Origin of the sequence: Streptomyces sp. NPDC050617 (assembly GCF_040654795.1) — a bacterium.
GTDB lineage: Bacteria > Actinomycetota > Actinomycetes > Streptomycetales > Streptomycetaceae > Streptomyces.
Window position 1 is genome coordinate 1 of sequence record NZ_JBFAIS010000033.1, and the last position, 17,131, is coordinate 17,131.

Annotated in this window: 12 protein-coding genes; 9 read left to right on the forward strand and 3 right to left on the reverse strand. The window is 73.9% G+C overall.

Features of this window, described 5'->3' with window-relative positions; all coding sequences use genetic code 11:
* The first annotated feature begins 395 nt into the window (after positions 1–395).
* The 6 genes from AB0I49_RS32445 to AB0I49_RS32470 all read left to right on the forward strand — a co-directional run bounded on the left by AB0I49_RS32445 (position 396) and on the right by AB0I49_RS32470 (position 10,273).
* Positions 396–1,922, forward strand: coding sequence for a leucyl aminopeptidase (locus tag AB0I49_RS32445; RefSeq protein ID WP_363230746.1), 1,527 nt, complete (start codon positions 396–398; stop codon positions 1,920–1,922).
* Positions 1,923–2,269: 347 nt separating this feature from the next.
* Positions 2,270–3,658 carry a dihydrolipoyl dehydrogenase gene (gene lpdA / locus AB0I49_RS32450; RefSeq protein ID WP_363230747.1) on the forward strand — a complete coding sequence of 463 codons (1,389 nt, stop codon included), beginning with the start codon at positions 2,270–2,272 and terminating at the stop codon, positions 3,656–3,658.
* A 49-nt stretch (positions 3,659–3,707) separates the two neighbouring features.
* Positions 3,708–5,456: a 2-oxoglutarate dehydrogenase, E2 component, dihydrolipoamide succinyltransferase gene (sucB, locus tag AB0I49_RS32455; RefSeq protein WP_363230748.1), complete on the forward strand. Its 1,749-nt coding sequence runs from the start codon at positions 3,708–3,710 to the stop codon at positions 5,454–5,456.
* 131 nt (positions 5,457–5,587) lie between these two features.
* Positions 5,588–6,211: a GntR family transcriptional regulator gene (locus tag AB0I49_RS32460; RefSeq protein ID WP_363230749.1), complete on the forward strand. Its 624-nt coding sequence runs from the start codon at positions 5,588–5,590 to the stop codon at positions 6,209–6,211.
* Between the two features lie 157 nt (positions 6,212–6,368).
* Entirely contained in the window at positions 6,369–9,047 is a 2,679-nt protein-coding gene (gene aceE, locus AB0I49_RS32465) for a pyruvate dehydrogenase (acetyl-transferring), homodimeric type (protein ID WP_363230750.1), read from the forward strand.
* A gap of 185 nt (positions 9,048–9,232) precedes the next feature.
* On the forward strand, positions 9,233–10,273 hold the full coding sequence (locus AB0I49_RS32470) for a WYL domain-containing protein (RefSeq protein WP_363230751.1): 1,041 nt from the start codon (positions 9,233–9,235) through the stop codon (positions 10,271–10,273).
* A gap of 36 nt (positions 10,274–10,309) precedes the next feature.
* Here AB0I49_RS32470 and AB0I49_RS32475 read toward each other — a convergent pair whose 3' ends face one another.
* Entirely contained in the window at positions 10,310–11,248 is a 939-nt protein-coding gene (locus tag AB0I49_RS32475; protein WP_363230752.1) for an SDR family oxidoreductase, read from the reverse strand.
* Between the two features lie 329 nt (positions 11,249–11,577).
* On the opposite strand from AB0I49_RS32475, the gene AB0I49_RS32480 reads away from it, so the two are divergent.
* Complete coding sequence (locus AB0I49_RS32480) at positions 11,578–12,111, forward strand: DUF4240 domain-containing protein (protein WP_363230808.1); 534 nt, start codon at positions 11,578–11,580, stop codon at positions 12,109–12,111.
* Between the two features lie 6 nt (positions 12,112–12,117).
* On the opposite strand, the gene AB0I49_RS32485 is transcribed toward AB0I49_RS32480, so the two are convergent.
* A complete protein-coding gene (locus AB0I49_RS32485; RefSeq protein ID WP_363230753.1) occupies positions 12,118–12,603 on the reverse strand; it encodes a GNAT family N-acetyltransferase in 486 nt (161 codons plus the stop codon).
* 73 nt (positions 12,604–12,676) lie between these two features.
* Here AB0I49_RS32485 and AB0I49_RS32490 point away from each other — a divergent pair, with 73 nt between their 5' ends.
* The gene (locus tag AB0I49_RS32490) at positions 12,677–13,585 is read left to right on the forward strand and encodes a TIGR01777 family oxidoreductase (RefSeq protein WP_363230754.1); all 909 of its coding nucleotides are present in this window, start codon (positions 12,677–12,679) and stop codon (positions 13,583–13,585) included.
* Between the two features lie 425 nt (positions 13,586–14,010).
* Complete coding sequence (locus AB0I49_RS32495) at positions 14,011–15,321, forward strand: NAD(P)/FAD-dependent oxidoreductase (protein ID WP_363230809.1); 1,311 nt, start codon at positions 14,011–14,013, stop codon at positions 15,319–15,321.
* Between the two features lie 70 nt (positions 15,322–15,391).
* Here AB0I49_RS32495 and AB0I49_RS32500 read toward each other — a convergent pair whose 3' ends face one another.
* Positions 15,392–16,957 (reverse strand): regulator, encoded by a 1,566-nt coding sequence (locus AB0I49_RS32500; protein WP_363230755.1) that lies wholly within the window; start codon positions 16,955–16,957, stop codon positions 15,392–15,394.
* Positions 16,958–17,131: the final 174 nt, after the last annotated feature.

Here is a 17,131-nt window from a genome sequence, read left to right on the forward strand (position 1 = left end):
CCCCACCCAGCCCGTCCGGCGCTTGAGGACCGGGGCCCGGGGCGGAGCCCCGAATCAGCCCGTCCGGCGTTTGAGGACACCCCCCGCCCCCACGCCCACGCACCCACCGTCCGCCGCCCCACCCAGCCCGTCCGGCGCTTGAGGACCGGGGTCCGGGGCAGCGCCCCGATCAAGCCCGTCCGGCGATTGAGGACACCCCCCGCCCGCACCCGAAAACCCCTCCGGCGCCACGGGACCGGCGTCCGGGGCGGCAACGCCCCGAGTGGCAAGGCGGGGCGAAGCACCCCACAGGGCGCGGCCGCGCATCGGCCGGGAGTTAGGCTCGCGGCAAGCGCCTGGCGACCGGCACCATCCACCGGCCGGCCGAACTCAACGGAAGTAGGGACCCCACCACCGTGACTGCACTGACTCTCAGCACCTCCAGCGCGGCGACGCTGCGCGCCGACGCCCTCGTTGTCGGCGTGGCGAAGGGCCCGAAGGGCCCCGTCGTCGCGCCCGGCGCGGAAGCCGTGGACAAGGCGTTCGACGGCAAGCTGGCCTCCGTCCTGGAGACCCTCGGCGCCGCCGGCGGCGAGGGCGAGGTGACGAAGCTGCCGGCGCCGTCCGGTGTCAAGGCCCCCGTCGTCCTCGCGGTCGGCCTCGGCGACGCCCCGGCCAAGGGCGACGGCTTCGACGGCGAGGCGCTCCGCCGCGCGGCGGGTTCCGCCGCGCGCGCCCTGGCGGGCACGAAGAAGGGCGCGTTCGCGCTGCCCGTCGAGAGCGCCGCGGACGTCGCCGCCATCGCGGAGGGCGCGCTGCTCGGCGCGTACGCCTTCAACGCCTACCGCAACGGCAGCGCCAAGAACGGCAAGGACGACAAGAGCGCTCCGCTCGCCGAGGTCGCGATCCTCGGCGGCAAGCCGCGTGACAAGGCGTACAAGGCCGTCGCGGACCGCGCCATCGCGCTGGCGGAGGAGATCAACCGCGCGCGCGACCTGATCAACACGCCCTCCAACGACCTCACCCCGAAGTCGTTCGCCGCCGCCGCGCAGGCCGCCGGCAAGGAGCACGGCCTCACGGTCGAGGTGCTGGACGAGAAGGCGCTGGCCAAGGGCGGCTACGGCGGTCTGACCGGCGTCGGCCAGGGCTCCGCCAACCCGCCGCGGCTGGTCAAGATCGCCTACACGCACGCCAAGGCGAAGAAGACCGTCGCGCTGGTCGGCAAGGGCATCACGTACGACTCGGGCGGCATCTCGCTGAAGCCGGCCGGTCACAACGAGACGATGAAGTGCGACATGAGCGGCGCCGCCGCCGTGTTCGCCGCGGTCGTCACCGCCGCCCGGCTCGGCCTCCAGGTCAACGTCACCGGCTGGCTGGCGCTGGCCGAGAACATGCCGTCGGGCACCGCGACGCGCCCCGGCGACGTGCTCACGATGTACAGCGGCAAGACGGTCGAGGTGCTCAACACCGACGCCGAGGGCCGGCTGGTGCTCGCCGACGCGATCACCCGCGCCTCGGAGGAGAAGCCGGACGCGATCGTGGACGTGGCGACGCTGACCGGCGCCATGGTGGTGGCGCTCGGCGACCGCACGTTCGGGATCATGGCCAACGACGACGCCTTCCGCGCCTCGCTGCACGAGATCGCGGGCGAGGTCGGCGAGCAGTCCTGGCCGCTGCCGCTCCCCGCCGAGCTGCTCAAGGGCATGGACTCCCCCGTCGCGGACCTCGCGAACGTGGGCGGCCGGATGGGCGGCGGCCTGGCCGCCGGGCTGTTCCTCCAGGAGTTCGTGGGCGAGGGCATCGCGTGGGCGCACCTGGACATCGCCGGCCCGGCGTTCCACGAGAGCGCGCCGTACGGCTACACGCACAAGGGCGGCACCGGCGCCTCGGTCCGCACCCTGGTGCGGCTGGCCGAGCGCACCGCCGCGGGCGACCTCGGCTGACGTTTCGCGCACTGCCGTCCGTACGGCCCCGGGTCCCGTGCCCGGGGCCGTACGGACGTCATGCCGCCCCCGCTCGCCAGGGAGCGCGTTCCGTTCGTCGTTCCGTTCGTCACGTTCGCCCTCGACGAAATCCGTACGTCCGCGCGCCCGAGCGAGGTCGGGGAGGGTCATCGCGCCGCCCCCGACACCGGCCCGGCGTCCCGCCACCCGTCAACAAGTGCGAAGATGTTGTCACGGCAGGACAGGGCCCCCCTTACACCCAGGGCCGATCTAGAAGCGGCCGAACAACAGCCGCCGCCCGGTCACCGACGACCGGCTACGGCGTATCCATGCATGGAGGACGTGACGTGGCGAACGACGCCAGCACCGTTTTCGACCTAGTGATCCTCGGAGGCGGTAGCGGCGGTTACGCCGCTGCCCTGCGCGGAGCGCAGCTGGGTCTGGACGTCGCCCTGATCGAGAAGAACAAGCTCGGCGGCACCTGCCTGCACAACGGCTGCATCCCCACGAAGGCTCTGCTGCACGCCGGCGAGATCGCCGACCAGGCCCGCGAGGCCGAGAAGTTCGGCATCAAGACGTCCTTCGAGGGCGTCGACATCGAGGGCGTGCACAAGTACAAGGACGGCGTGATCGCGGGCCTGTACAAGGGCCTGCAGGGTCTCGTCGCCAGCCGCAAGGTGACCTACATCGAGGGCGAGGGCAAGCTCTCCTCGCCGACCTCGGTGGACGTCGCCGGCCGGCGGGTGGAGGGCCGCCACGTCCTGCTGGCGACCGGCTCCGTGCCGAAGTCGCTGCCCGGCCTGGAGATCGACGGCAACCGCATCATCTCCTCGGACCACGCGCTGACGCTGGACCGCGTCCCCAAGTCCGCGATCATCCTGGGCGGCGGCGTCATCGGCGTCGAGTTCGCCTCGGCGTGGAAGTCCTTCGGCACCGACGTCACGGTCATCGAGGGCCTCAAGCACCTCGTCCCGGTCGAGGACGAGAACAGCTCCAAGCTGCTGGAGCGGGCGTTCCGCAAGCGCGGCATCAAGTTCAACCTCGGCACCTTCTTCGAGAAGGCCGAGTACACCGCCGACGGCGTCAAGGTGACCCTCGCCGACGGCAAGACCTTCGAGGCCGAGGTGCTGCTGGTCGCGATCGGCCGCGGGCCGGTCTCCCAGGGCCTGGGCTACGAGGAGCAGGGCGTCGCGATGGACCGCGGCTACGTCCTGGTCGACGAGTACATGCGCACCAACGTGCCGACCATCTCGGCCGTCGGCGACCTCGTCCCGACCCTCCAGCTCGCGCACGTCGGCTTCGCCGAAGGCATGCTGGTGGCGGAGCGGCTGGCCGGTCTGAAGACCGTGCCGGTCGACTACGACGGTGTGCCGCGTGTGACGTACTGCCACCCCGAGGTCGCCTCCGTCGGGATCACCGAGGCCAAGGCCAAGGAGATCTACGGTGCGGACAAGGTCGTGGCCCTGAAGTACAACCTCGCGGGCAACGGCAAGAGCAACATCCTCAAGACCTCCGGCGAGATCAAGCTCGTCCAGGTCAAGGACGGCGCCGTCGTGGGCGTCCACATGGTCGGCGACCGTATGGGCGAGCAGGTCGGCGAGGCTCAGCTGATCTACAACTGGGAGGCGCTGCCGGCCGAGGTCGCGCAGCTCGTCCACGCGCACCCGACGCAGAACGAGGCGCTCGGCGAGGCCCACCTGGCCCTGGCCGGCAAGCCGCTGCACTCGCACGACTAAGTCCCGAGCGCACCACCATCCGCACTTTTCGTAAGGAGCAACCGAAACCATGGCGGTTTCCGTAACCCTGCCGGCGCTCGGCGAGAGCGTGACCGAGGGCACCGTCACCCGCTGGCTGAAGGCCGAGGGTGAGCGCGTCGAGGCCGACGAGCCTCTGCTGGAGGTGTCGACCGACAAGGTCGACACCGAGATCCCCGCCCCGGCCGCCGGTGTGCTCGCCTCCATCAAGGTGGCCGAGGACGAGACGGTCGAGGTCGGCGCCGAACTGGCGATCATCGACGACGGCTCCGGCGCCCCGGCGCAGGAGTCCGCTCCGGCCGCCGAGCCTGCCCCGGCGGCTCAGCCGGAGCCCACCCCCGCCCCGGCCCAGGCCGAGGCGCCCGCCGCCCCCGCGCAGGAGGCTCCGGCCCCGGCCGGCGGCTCCGCCGAGGGCACCCCGGTCACGCTCCCCGCGCTGGGCGAGTCCGTGACCGAGGGCACCGTGACCCGCTGGCTGAAGGCCGTCGGCGAAGAGGTCGCGGTGGACGAGCCGCTGCTGGAGGTGTCGACGGACAAGGTCGACACGGAGATTCCGGCGCCCGTCGCGGGCACCCTGCTGGAGATCGTGGTCGGCGAGGACGAGACCGCCGAGGTCGGCGCGAAGCTCGCCGTCATCGGCGCCGCGGGCGCTGCTCCGGCCGCCCCCGCCGCCCCGGCCGCGCCCGCCCCGGCGGCTCAGCCCGAGCCCGCCCCGGCTCCGGCGGCCCCGGCCGCTCCGGCGCCGCAGGCCCCCTCGGCCCCGGCTCCGCAGCAGGCCACCACCCCGGCGCCGGACCCGGCCCCGGCCGCTCCGGCCCCGGCGCCCGCCCCCGCGCAGGCTCCGGCCGCCCCGGCGACCGGTGAGGCGGACGGCGCGTACGTCACTCCGCTGGTGCGCAAGCTGGCCTCCGAGAGCGGCGTGAATCTCGCCGAGGTCAAGGGCACCGGCGTCGGCGGCCGTATCCGCAAGCAGGACGTCATCACCGCTGCCGAGTCCGCCAAGCAGCAGGCTCCGGCCGCCGCTCCCAAGGCCGCCGCCGCTCCGGCGCAGCCGTCGGCGCTGCGCGGCCAGACGGTGAAGATGACCCGCATCCGCAAGGCGACGGCCAAGCACATGGTCGAGTCGCTGAAGGTGTCGGCGCAGCTGACGACCGTGGTCGAGGTGGACGTCACCAAGATCATGCAGCTGCGTGCCAAGGCGAAGAACAGCTTCCTCGCGCGGGAGGGCGTCAAGCTCTCGCCGATGCCGTTCTTCGTCAAGGCCGCCGCCGAGGCGCTGAAGGTCCACGCGTCGCTGAACGCGAAGGTGAACGACGACGACACGATCACCTACCACGACGTCGAGAACATCGGCATCGCGGTGGACACCGAGAAGGGCCTGTTCGTCCCGGTCATCCACGAGGCGGGCGACCTGAACCTGGCCGGCATCGCGAAGAAGACCGCGGACCTGGCCGGCCGGGTGCGCGACGGCGGCATCAAGCCGGACGAGCTGGCGGGCGGCACCTTCACGGTGACCAACACCGGTTCGCGCGGCGCGCTGTTCGACACCCCGATCCTGAACCAGCCGCAGGTCGGCATGCTCGGGATCGGCGCGACGGTCAAGCGTCCGGTCGTCGTGACGACGCCGGAGCTGGGCGAGACCATCGCCATCCGCGACATGGTCTACCTGGCCCTGTCGTACGACCACCGGCTGGTGGACGGCGCCGACGCGGCCCGCTTCCTGGGCACGCTCAAGGCCCGCCTGGAGGGCGGCGAGTTCGAGGGCGACCTCGGCCTCTGAGGTTCGCAGCACCGTATGGAGGGAAGGCCCCGGCTCAGCGAGCCGGGGCCTTCCCCGTTGCCGGAAGGCGCTGCTGGAAGTTGCTGGAAGAGAAGAATGGCGGCCGACCGGTGCGCCCCGAAGGAGCCCTCATGACCCCGCCCGTCGTCCACTCGCTGCGTGAGCAGATCCGCGAGCACATCCTCAAGGGGATCGTCAGCGGCCGCTGGCAGCCCGGCGAGCGGATCGTGGAGCGGCGGATCGCCGTGGAGCTGGAGGTCAGCCAGACGCCCGTACGGGAGGCGCTGCGGGAGCTGGAGTCGCTGCGGCTGATCGAGTCGGCGCCCAACAAGGGGGTCCGGGTGCGCAATCTGACCGCCACGGATCTCAAGGAGAGCTATCCGGTGCGGGCCGGGCTGGAGCGGGTGGCCGCGGGGCTGGCCGCGGAGCGGCTGGCGGCGGACCTCTCCGCGCTGGAGCGGGAGGTCGCGGCGCTCCGCGAGGCCGACCGGACGGACGACGGCGAGGCGCAGGTCAGGCATACGGTGGCGTTCCACCGGGAGATCGTGCGGGCGGCCGGGAACGACGTGCTGCTGCACACCTGGGAGTCGCTGGGGATCGAGGTCTGGACGACGCTGTCGATCCGCTGGCTGAGCCCCGAGCCGCGCTCGTACGCCGACGATCACCAGGAGCTGGTGGACGCTTTCCGGCGGCGCGATCCGCTCATCGGAGACGTGCTGACCACGCATGTGCTGTGCTGCGCCCCGCAGGTCTGACACCGGGTGCCAGCCCCGGAGACACCCCGTGCCACCTGGGGTTTTTTCTTTTGATGAAACATTGATCGATCATCGATCAGAGGCGTATCGTCGATCGTGGGCGCAACCCCTGCCTGCCGCCTCCCACCTTCCTTTCGTCCGGAAAGGGGCCCACCCCATGCCCGATCCCGTGCGCCAGCCGTACAGCCAGCTCGACCAGCTCCCGGACGTCGACCCCGAGGAGACGGCGGAGTGGGGCGAGTCGCTCGACGCCGTCACCGCCGCGGCCGGCCCGCACCGGGCCGCCTACCTCATGCGCCGCGCCCTGGAGCACGGCGAGGGCGACGGCCTGGGGCTCCCCCCGCTGCTGGAGAGCGAGCACCTCAACACCATCCCCACCGCCGCGGAGCCCGCCTATCCGGGCGACGAGGAGATGGAGAACCGGATCACCGCCTACAACCGGTGGAACGCCGCCGCGATGGTGACCCGCGGCAGCACCCTCGGCCTCGGCGGCCACATCGCCACCTACGCCTCCGCCGCCTGGCTGTACGAGACCGGCTTCCAGCACTTCTTCCGCGGCAAGGACGACGCCGCCTCCGGCGGCTCCGGCGACCAGCTCTACCTCCAGGGCCACGCCTCCCCCGGCATCTACGCCCGCGCCTTCCTCGAAGGCCGGCTCACCGAGGGCCAGCTCGACCGGTTCCGCCAGGAGGCGAACGGCGACGGCCTGCCCTCCTACCCGCACCCGCGCCGGCTGCCCTGGCTGTGGGAGTTCCCGACCGTCTCCATGGGCCTGGGCCCGCTCTCCGCGATCTACCAGGCGCGCTTCAACCGCTACCTGGAGCACCGCGGGATCAAGGACACCTCCGGCTCCCGGGTCTGGGCGTTCCTCGGCGACGGCGAGATGGACGAGCCCGAGGCCACGGCCGCGCTCGCGCTGGCCGGCCGGGAGGGCCTGGACAACCTCACCTTCGTCATCAACTGCAACCTCCAGCGCCTCGACGGCCCCGTCCGCCCCAACTTCAAGATCGTGCAGGAGCTGGAGGCCCAGTTCCGCGCCGCGGGCTGGAACGTCGTCAAGTCCCTGTGGGGCGCCGCCTGGGACGACCTCTTCGCCCGCGACACCGACGGCGCGCTCGTACGCCGGCTGCGCGAGACCCCGGACGCCCAGTTCCAGACGTACGCGACGCGCGACGCCGCGTACCTGCGCGACCACTTCTTCGGCGCCGACCCGGCGCTGCGGGCCATGGCCCAGCAGCTCACCGACGCCAAGCTGCTGGAGCTGTTCCAGACCTCCCGCGCCGGCCACGAACCGCGCAAGGTGTACGCCGCCTACCGCGCCGCCGTCGAGCACAAGGGCGCGCCGACGGTGATCCTCGCGCAGACCGTCAAGGGCCACACCCTCGGCGCGGGCTTCGAGTCGCGCAACGCCAACCACCAGATGAAGAAGCTCACCGGCGAGCAGTTCCGCGACATGCGCGACCTGCTCGGGCTGCCCATCCCGGACAGCGCGCTGGCCGACGGCCCCGTGCCGTACGCGCACCCCGGCGAGAACTCCCCCGAGATGGCCTACCTCCGCGAGCGCCGCGCCGCGCTCGGCGGCCCGTCCCCGGCCCGCAAGGTCGTCGCCAAGCCGCTGCCCGAGCCGTCCGCGAAGCCCTTCGAGGCGCTCCAGAAGGGCTCCGGCACGCAGGAGATCGCCACCACCATGGCGTTCGTCCGGCTCGTCAAGGACCTGATGCGGGAGAAGGAGACCGGCCGCCGCTGGGTCCCGATCGTCCCCGACGAGGCCCGCACCTTCGGCATGGAGTCGCTCTTCCCGTCCGCCGGGCTCTACTCGCCCAAGGGCCAGACGTACGACCCCGTCGACCGCGACCAGCTCCTGTACTACAAGGAGGCCAAGGACGGTCAGATCCTGAACGAGGGCATCACCGAGGCCGGTTCGCTGGCCGACTTCACCGCCGCCGCGACCTCGTACGCGACGCACGGCGAGCCGATGATCCCGTTCTACATCTTCTACTCGATGTTCGGCTGGCAGCGCACGGCCGACCAGTTCTGGGCGCTCGCCGACCAGCTCGGCCGCGGCTTCGTCATCGGCGCCACCGCGGGCCGTACGACGATGACGGGCGAGGGCCTCCAGCACGCCGACGGCCACTCGCACCTGATCGCCTCCACCAACCCGGCGGCGATCTCGTACGACCCGGCGTTCGCCTACGAGGTCTCGGTGATCGTCCGCGAGGGCCTGCGCCGGATGTACGGCCCCGAGGCCGAGGACGTCTTCTACTACCTGACCGTCTACAACGAGACGAAGGTGCAGCCCGCCATGCCCGAGGGCGTGGAGGAGGGCATCCTCAAGGGCCTCTACCGCTACCAGGAGGCCCAGGGCACGGCCGCGGACGCCCCGCACCTCCAGCTCCTCGCCTCGGGCACCGCGATCCACTGGGCGCTGGACGCGCAGCGGCTGCTCGCCGAGGACTGGGGCGTCGCCGCCGACGTCTGGTCCGCGCCCTCCTGGACCGAGCTGCGCCGCGAGGCCCTGGACTGCGAGGCCGCGGCGCTGCACGGCGAGGAGCGCGTCCCGTACGTCACCCAGGCCCTGCACGGCGCGCCCGGCCCGGTCGTGGCCGTCAGCGACTGGATGCGGGCGGTGCCGGACCAGATCGCGCCGTGGGTCGAGCAGGACTGGACGTCCATCGGCACGGACGGCTTCGGCCTCTCCGACACCCGCGAGGCCGCCCGCCGCCACTTCGGCGTCGACCCGCAGTCGGTCGTGGTCTCCGCCCTGTCCGCGCTCGCCCGCCGAGGCGAGGTCAAGGCGTCCCTCGTGAAGGAGGCCGCGGAGCGCTACGGCCTCTGACCCTCCCCCACACTCGGCGGCCGCGCCCGCCTGTCCCGGTCGACTACCGAGGGCGCGGCCGCTGAACCACGCCTCCGGCGGGTCACCTCTTTTAAAGAGGGGGCCCGCCGGAGGTCATTGACGCCCCGGAGGCCACTGGCAGACGCCGGGGGCCGTCTGTCAGTGGCCCCCGGCATGATGGGCGCATGCGCGCTGCCCGGCTCATCACGATGGTGTTGCTGCTCCAGTCCCGGCCGACGATGACGGGGGCGGAGCTGGCGCGCCGCCTGGAGGTCTCGGAGCGTACGGTCGCGCGGGACGTCCTCGCGCTGTCCGAGGCGGGCGTCCCCATCTACGCGGACCGCGGCCGTACGGGCGGCTACCGCCTCGTCGGCGGCTACCGCACCCGGCTCACCGGGCTGGGCCGTACGGAGGCCGAGGCGCTGTTCCTGTCCGGCGTCCCCTCGGCCCTGCGCGAGATGGGCCTGGCCGACGCCGCCTCCGCCGCCCGGCTGAAGGTCTCGGCCGCCCTGCTGCCGGAGCTGCGCGACGCGGCCGCGGGCGCGGCCCAGCGCTTCCACCTGGACGCCCCCGCGTGGTTCCGGGAGGCGGAGCCCCCCGAACTGCTGCCCGCCGTCGCGGACGCGGTCTGGGACGACCGCCGGCTGACGGCCCGCTACCGGCGCGGGAACACCGGGACCGAGGCGGAACGGGACCTGGAACCGTACGGCCTCGTGCTCAAGGCGGGCGTCTGGTACCTGGCGGCGCGCGTGGCGGACGGCGGCGAGGCGGGTACGGACACGGGCCCTGACGGGGCGGCGGCGGACCGGCGGGACTTCCGGGTCTACCGGGTGGACCGCTTCACGGCGGTCGCGAGCGGCGAGGAGCGGTTCCGCCGTGCCGAGGGGTTCGAGCTGCCCGCGTTCTGGGAGGAGCGGGCCGTCGAGTTCGCGCGGTCGATTCTGCGGGAGCAGGTGGTGCTGAGCCTCACGCCGGCCGGCGCGCGGCGGCTGCCGCACGTCACGGACCGGCTGGCCGCGCAGGAGGCGCTGGCCGCGGCCGGGGACGCCGACGGGCAGGGGCGGATCACCGTCACCCTGCCCGTCGAGTCGTCCGACGTCGCGTACACCCAACTGCTCGGGCTGGGGCCGGAGGCCGAGGTGCTCGCCCCGGCGGCGCTGCGCGAGCGCTTCGCGCGGGCGGCGCGCGAACTGGCCGAGCGGTACGGACCGTACGGGCCCGTGTGACCACCCCCGCGCCCGCGACCCCGCCCCGCGCGTCCGTCAGCGGTAGTCCGCCGCGGTGGCGTCCCTCCCGCCGAAGACGACGTCACGGAAGTACGCCATGGCGTCCGGCCGCGACCCGTCGGTGTCCGTGAAGCCGTACTCCCTGGCCATCTCGCCGCTGGAGACCGAGGCGCCGTTCCACCGCGCCCGGTCACGGTCGGCGGCGAGCGCCACGACGGCGCGCCCGATCAGGGCGGGCGACTCGGCGATGGCGAAGTGCGGCACCTTCTCCACCGCGTCGCGCCAGGTGGGCTCGGTGACCCCGAAGTGGTCGAGCATCTCCTCGGAGCGCAGGAACCCCGGCGTGATGGAGAGCGCGGTGCCCCCGTATTCCTTGAGCTCCTCGGCGAGGCCGAAGGCCATCCGGTGCGGGGCGGTCTTGGCCAGGTCGAAGGGGAGGTTCCCCCGGTAGGTCTTGTTGAACTCGGCCGTGCCGTCGGTCACTTCGATCACCAGGCCGCCGCGGTTGCGGATCAGCAGCGGCAGCGCGTAGTGGCTGGTGATGAGGTGCGTGTCGATGCCGAGGCGGAGCATGCGCAGACCGTCCTCGATCTTCACCTCCCAGATCTTCTTGTCGAACTCCAGCAGGCGGTCGCCGCCCCAGACGTCGTTGACCAGGATGTCGAGCCGCCCCGCCTCCCGCTCGATGCGCTCGACCAGCGCCTTGACCTGCTGCGGCTCCAGGTGGTCGGTGACCACGGCGATGCCGTCGCCGCCGGCCGCCGTCACCAGTTCGGCCGTCTCCTCGATGGTCTCGGTGGGCCGGCCGACCTCGCTGACGCGGGCGCGGGTGGTGCGCCCGGTGGCGTAGACCGTGGCCCCGGCCCGCCCCAGCTCGACGGCCATCGCGCGCCCCGCGCCGCGGGTCGCCCCCGCGACCAGCGCGATCTTGCCGGCCAGTGCCTTCGCCGATGCGTCCGCGTCCCGTGTGCTCACGTCCGTATGTCCTCTCGCTCCGCCGGTTGGCTACGCGCCGACTCTGACAGCGATACCGGACACCTTCTGTCGCCTTTTCGCGGCGCATCGGACGTCGGCGGCGTGTCGGTCCCTCGCGGCCCGCCGACTCGCTGACTCGCTGACTCGTCGGCTCGTCGGTCTGTCAGCCCGTCGGCCCGTCGGCCCGGTGCCCGCCGCCCGCCGCCCGCCGAACTGAGGCAGGCTCAGCACCCCCGCGCCGCCCCGCCTCGAACGGTCGGTAACGACACAGCCGCATCTGGGCCGCTCCGCGTGCGTGGTCCGGCCCCAGGCCCGATGCTGGTGCCGTGATGGACGAGACGGAGTTCTGGTCGTTGATCGACGGCGCCCGCCAGGCGGCCGAGGGCGACCCCGAGGACCAGGCCGATCTGCTGATCGAGCGGCTGACGCAGCTCGACCCGGACTCCGTGCTGTACTTCGCGCGGCACTTCGAGGCGCGCTACAACCGCGCGTACCGCTGGGATCTGTGGGGCGCGGCCTCGGTGCTGCTGGGCGGGGCGAGCGACGACGCGTTCGACTGCTTCCGCTGCTGGCTGATCGGTCAGGGGCGGGAGGTCTTCGAGGGGGCGCTGCACGAGCCGGACGACCTGGCCGATCTGCTGGACGAGTTCGACGAGCGGGTCGACGGGGACGCGGAGGACCTCGGGTACGCCGCCGACGAGGCGTACGAGCAGCTGACCGGCGCCGAACTGCCGGACCTGGGGCTGCCGGAGCAGCCGTCGGAGCCGCTGGGCGCCCCGCTGGACCTCGAGAACGAGACGGCCCTGGCGGAACGGTTCCCCAAGCTGTGGGAGGGCCGCTCACGGCTGCGGCCCGGAGACTGACGGGGCCTACAGCGCCCGCGCCATCAGGACGTCGTCCACGTACTCCCCGGCCACCAGGAACTCCCCCCGCAGCACGCCCTCCACCGCGAACCCCTCCGACTCGTACAGCCGCCGCGCCGGGGCGTTGTGCCCGAGCACCCGCAGCGTGAGGCGGACCGCGCCCTGTCGCCGGGCCAGCGCGGCGGACTCCCGCAGCAGGGCGCGCGCGAGGCCCCGCCCGCGCGCGGCCTCGTCGACGGCGAGGCCCTGTATCTGCCGTACGTGCGCGTTGGACGGCAGCGGCGTCGCCGGTACGAGGCGCAGATAGCCGGCGACGCGTCCGTCGAGTTCGGCCACGAGGATGTGCTCGGGTCCGCTGCCGTCCGTGAAGAACGGCCCGTACGGCTCCGGCCGCGCCGTCACCGCGTGCACCGGCGACCAGGCGCGGCGGTCCAGCTCGGCGAGCGCCGCGTCGTCGGAGAGGACGGCGGGACGGATGATCGGTTCGGGCATGCGGGTCACTGTGGCACACCCGGCCGCGGCTCCGGCGGCCTTTATCCGGCTGCGGAGCAGCGCAGGGGGCAGGATGGCCCGTATGCGGATCGCGATCACCGGTTCGACCGGGCTCATCGGTACGGCGCTCGTACGCTCCCTGGAGGCGGACGGCCACCAGGTGGTGCGGCTGGTCCGGCGCGCGCCCCGCGCGGCGGACGAGGTCGAGTGGGACCCGAAGCGGCAGCGGGTCGACGCGGACGGGCTCGCCGGGTGCGCGGCCGTCGTGCACCTCGCGGGCGCGGGCATCGGCGACCACCGCTGGACGGACGCGTACAAGAAGGAGCTGCGCGACAGCCGGGTGCTGGGCACGGCGGCCGTCGCCGAGGCGGTGGCCTCCCTCGACGAGCCGCCGCGGACGCTGCTGAGCGGCAGTGCGATCGGCTTCTACGGGGACACCGGGGACCGCCCGATCGACGAGGACCAGCCGCCGGGCGACGGCTTCCTCGCGGACCTCTGCCAGGAGTGGGAGGAGGCGGCGGGGGCGGCCGTGGAGGCGGGCGTACGGACCGTGTACGCCCGTACCGGCCTGGTCGTCTCCCGCGCGGGCGGCGCCTGGGCACGGCTCTTCCCCCTCTTCCGGTACGGCCTCGGGGGACGCCTGGGCGACGGCCGCCAGTACTGGAGCTTCATCGCCCTGCACGACCACGTCGCGGCACTGCGCCACATCCTGGACACCGAGACGCTGCACGGGCCCGTCAATCTCACCGCGCCGACGCCCGTCACCAACCGCGAGGTGACGGAGGCGATGGGCCGGGTGATGCGCCGCCCTGCGCTCTTCCCGGCGCCCGCGCCCGCGCTGCGGATCGCGCTGGGCGAGTTCGCCTCGGATGTGCTGAGCAGCCAGCGGGTGCTGCCCCGCAAGCTGCTGGACTCGGGTTTCACGTTCGCGTTCCCGCGAATCGAGGAGGCCGTGCGGGCGGCGCTGGCGGAACGCGGCTGAGGGCGGCCGGGTCGGAGCGGGTCCGGGAAGGGGCCGCGCCGGGCAGCGCGCGGGACGCCCCTCGGCGGTACGCGCCACCGGCCTTGGACCGGCCGCCGTACGGCACGCCTCCCGCATCCGCCGTACGCCGTGTCCGCGCCCGTCGGTCGGCGTGCCCGTATGCGCCGTGCGGCCTCCGCGTGCCATCCGGACGGCCGCCGTGCGACCGGCGTGCGACCGTGCTCTGTCCGTGCGCGACTGCCGCGGCGGGGTTTTGTCCCTACCGTCGAGGCAACTCACGCATCCCCAGCTCTGGTTGGGGGCATCAGGCCACCGAGTGAGCGGACCGACCTCGGGGAGGGCACGTGCTCGACCGTGCACGATTTTCCGCGAACCATCCCGCCGACGATGCTGTCGACACCGCCGTCGCCACCGTCAACGCCGATATCGACGCGGATGTCGTCGATGTCGTCATCGTGGGCGCCGGACTCGCCGGACTTTCGGCGGCGCAGCAGCTCACCAGCGCCGGAGTAACAGTCACCGTCCTGGAGGCCGCCCCTTACGCCGGGGGCCGTATGACCACGGAGACGGTGGACGGTTTCCGCCTCGACCGCACCGGACAGCTGCTCAACACCGCCTATCCCGAACTGCTGCGCACCCCCGGCCTGGGGGCGCTCACGCTGCGGCCCTTCGCGCCCGGCGTGCTGGTCCACCACGACGGCGTCAGCCTGCGGACGGGGGCGCCTCGCGGCGCGCGGAGCGCCCGGAGCACGCGGGGCGCACTGACCACAGCACGCGCCCTGGCGCGCGCGCCCCGCGTGGGCGGGCTCGATCAGGCGCGGCTGGGCGCCGCGCTGTCCCGCTTCGCCGCCCTCTCCACCGACCGGCTGCTCACCCGCCCGGACCGGCCCGCCGCCGAGACCCTGGCCGGGCGCGGCCTCTCCCCCCGCGCCGTCGAGAGCTTCCTGCGGCCGCTGCTGATCTCGCTGCTCGGCGACCCGGCCCTCACCACGTCCAGCCGCGTCGCCGACCTGGTGCTGCGCGGGTACGCGCGCGGCCGGCTGTGTCTGGCGGCCGGCGGGGCGGCCACGATCCCCGAGCTGCTGGTCGCGGCCCTGCCGCCCGGCACGGTGCGTACGGGCGTGCAGGCCAAGTCGGTGTGCACCACGTCCGTCTCCACCGCGGGCCACGGCGACATCCGCTGCCGCTCCGTCGTGGTCGCCACGGGCGCGCGCGCCGCCGCCGAACTCATCCCCGGACTGCGGCTCCCCGCGTTCCACCCGGTCACGGTCCTGCACCACACCGCCGACGAGCCGCCGCTGCGCGGACCGGCGCTCGTCCTCACCGGCGACGGGCCCGGCCCGGTCGCGCACACCATGGTGGCCGGCGAGGTCGACCCGGACCGCACCCCGCCCGGCCGCACCCTGATCACCTCGACGGTCCTGGGGAGCGCGGCGGCGCTGCCGGCCGGCGAGCTGGACCGCGCGGCCCGCGCCCAACTGGCCGCCGTCTACGGCACGTCCACCGCCGGCTGGCGCCTGCTGGCCGCGTATCACGAGCCCGACGCGATCCCCGCCATGACCGCGCCGCACGACCTCCGCCGCCCGGTCCGGCTCCTCTCCGGGCTGTACGTCTGCGGCGACCACCGCGACACCAGCACCGTCCAGGGCGCCCTCTACTCGGGCCGCCGGGCCGCCCGCGCGGTCCTCCACGACCTGGGCGTCACCGCCGACGAACCGACGCTGCGCGCGGCGTAGCGGGAGCGGGCACGGCGAGCGCGGCACCGGGGTACGAGCGGTACAGCGGTACGGGCGGCGGCCGCGCCTGCTACCCGATCGCGGCCACCCGCTCCCGGTACCCGCGCACCGCCGCGGCGTCCCGGTACGGCTCCAGCCGCCGCTCGAAATCCCGCACGTACTCGACGGCCCGAGCGGACCGCATCTCGGACGCCTGCTGCGCGGCCTCGGCCCCCAGCACGCACGCCTGCTCCAGCTCCCCCAGTCCCAGCCGCGCCGACGCCAGCACCACCCGGCAGAACAGCCGGCTGCGCGCGAACCCGGCGCCCCGCAGCTGCAACGACCGTTCCGCGTGCAGCGCCGCGGCCCGGTACTGCTGCAAGTCCCGGTAGCAGTGGCCGAATTCGTCGGCCAGCTGCGCCTCGTCGAAGAACCGCGCCCAGTACGGCACGTCGTCGCCCGGCCGCGCCGTTTCCAGCGCCCGCTCCGCCCGCGCGAGGGAGGCGGTGCACGCCCGTACCTCGGTGAGCACGCCGTGCCCGCGCGCCTCCACCGCGTGCAGCAGCGCCTGCACCACGGGCGGCGCGCCCGACCCCACGCCCTGCTGGGCGACGCGCGCCAGCTGCACGGCCTCCCGGCCGTGTCCCAGGTACACGGCCTGCCGGCTCATGGTGACCAGGACGTAGCTGCCGTACGCGCGGTCCCCGGCGGCCTGCGCCAGCCGCAGCGCCTGCACGAAGTACCGCTGCGCCAGGCCGTGCGCGGCGATGTCGTACGAGGTCCACCCCGCCAGCCGCGTGAGGTCGGCCGCGGCGGCGAACAGCCGCCGCCCGGTGGCCTCGCCGTAGGCGCCGCGCAGCATCGGTTCCACTTCGTGTTCCAGATAGCGCACCAGCGCCTGGCGCGCGTGGCCGCCGCCGTAGGCGTGGTCGAGCGTCCGGAAGAGCTCCCCCACCGACCGCAGCGCGGCGACGTCGCCCATCGTGACGCGGGCGCCGGGGCCGCGCTCGGTCTGGCGCTGGCGGGGTACGGGCCCGCGCCCCTGTACGGGCACCCGCGGGGCCTCGCCCACGGCCCCGGCGGCGAACCCGCCGGGCTGCCCGCCGGCGCCACCGGCGGAAGCCCCGGCCGAGGCGCTGGCCGCGGCGCCGGCCGCACCGCCCGTACCGGCGGCGCCACCCACGCCGCGCGCCCCCGGGTCCCCCCGTGCCACCCGCTCGTCGGGCCGCCCGATGAGCCAGTCCCTGCTGGGGACCACCAGCCCGGCCGGGGTGAAGGCGATCTTCCGCAGCTCGGTGTGGCTGCCCGAGTCCTTGCGCCACAGCCCGCTGACGATGTCGACCGCCTCGTCGGGCGAGGCGGCGAACTCCAGCCCCGCGTACACCGGCGCGCAGGCGTCGAGCCCCATGTCCTGCGCGGAGAGCCGCCGCCCCAGCCGCCGGGTGAAGACCTCGGCGATCAGCGCGGGGGTGGTGCCGCGCGGCTGCTGCCCCCGCAGCCAGCGGGTCACGGATGTCTTGTCGTACCGCAGATCGAGCCCGTGTTCGAGCCCGAGCTGATCAACCCGGCGCGCGAGCCCCGCGTTGGAGAAGCCCGCCTCGGCGATGAGCCCGGCGAGCTGACGGTTGGGGGTGCGGTGCGGGGGTCGTTCCGTCATCAGCCTGTCGGTCTCCCTGATCGCCCTCTGGAACGGCGCGAATTTAGCGGCAGTCATGGCCCTGATCGCCACCTTCGCCCCGCATTCATCCGATCGTGTGAGCACAGCGGACGGCCGGTCGCGGGCCCCTCGGCCGCCTCCGAACTCCCCCTCGGCCGCCCCCGGACCCGGCCG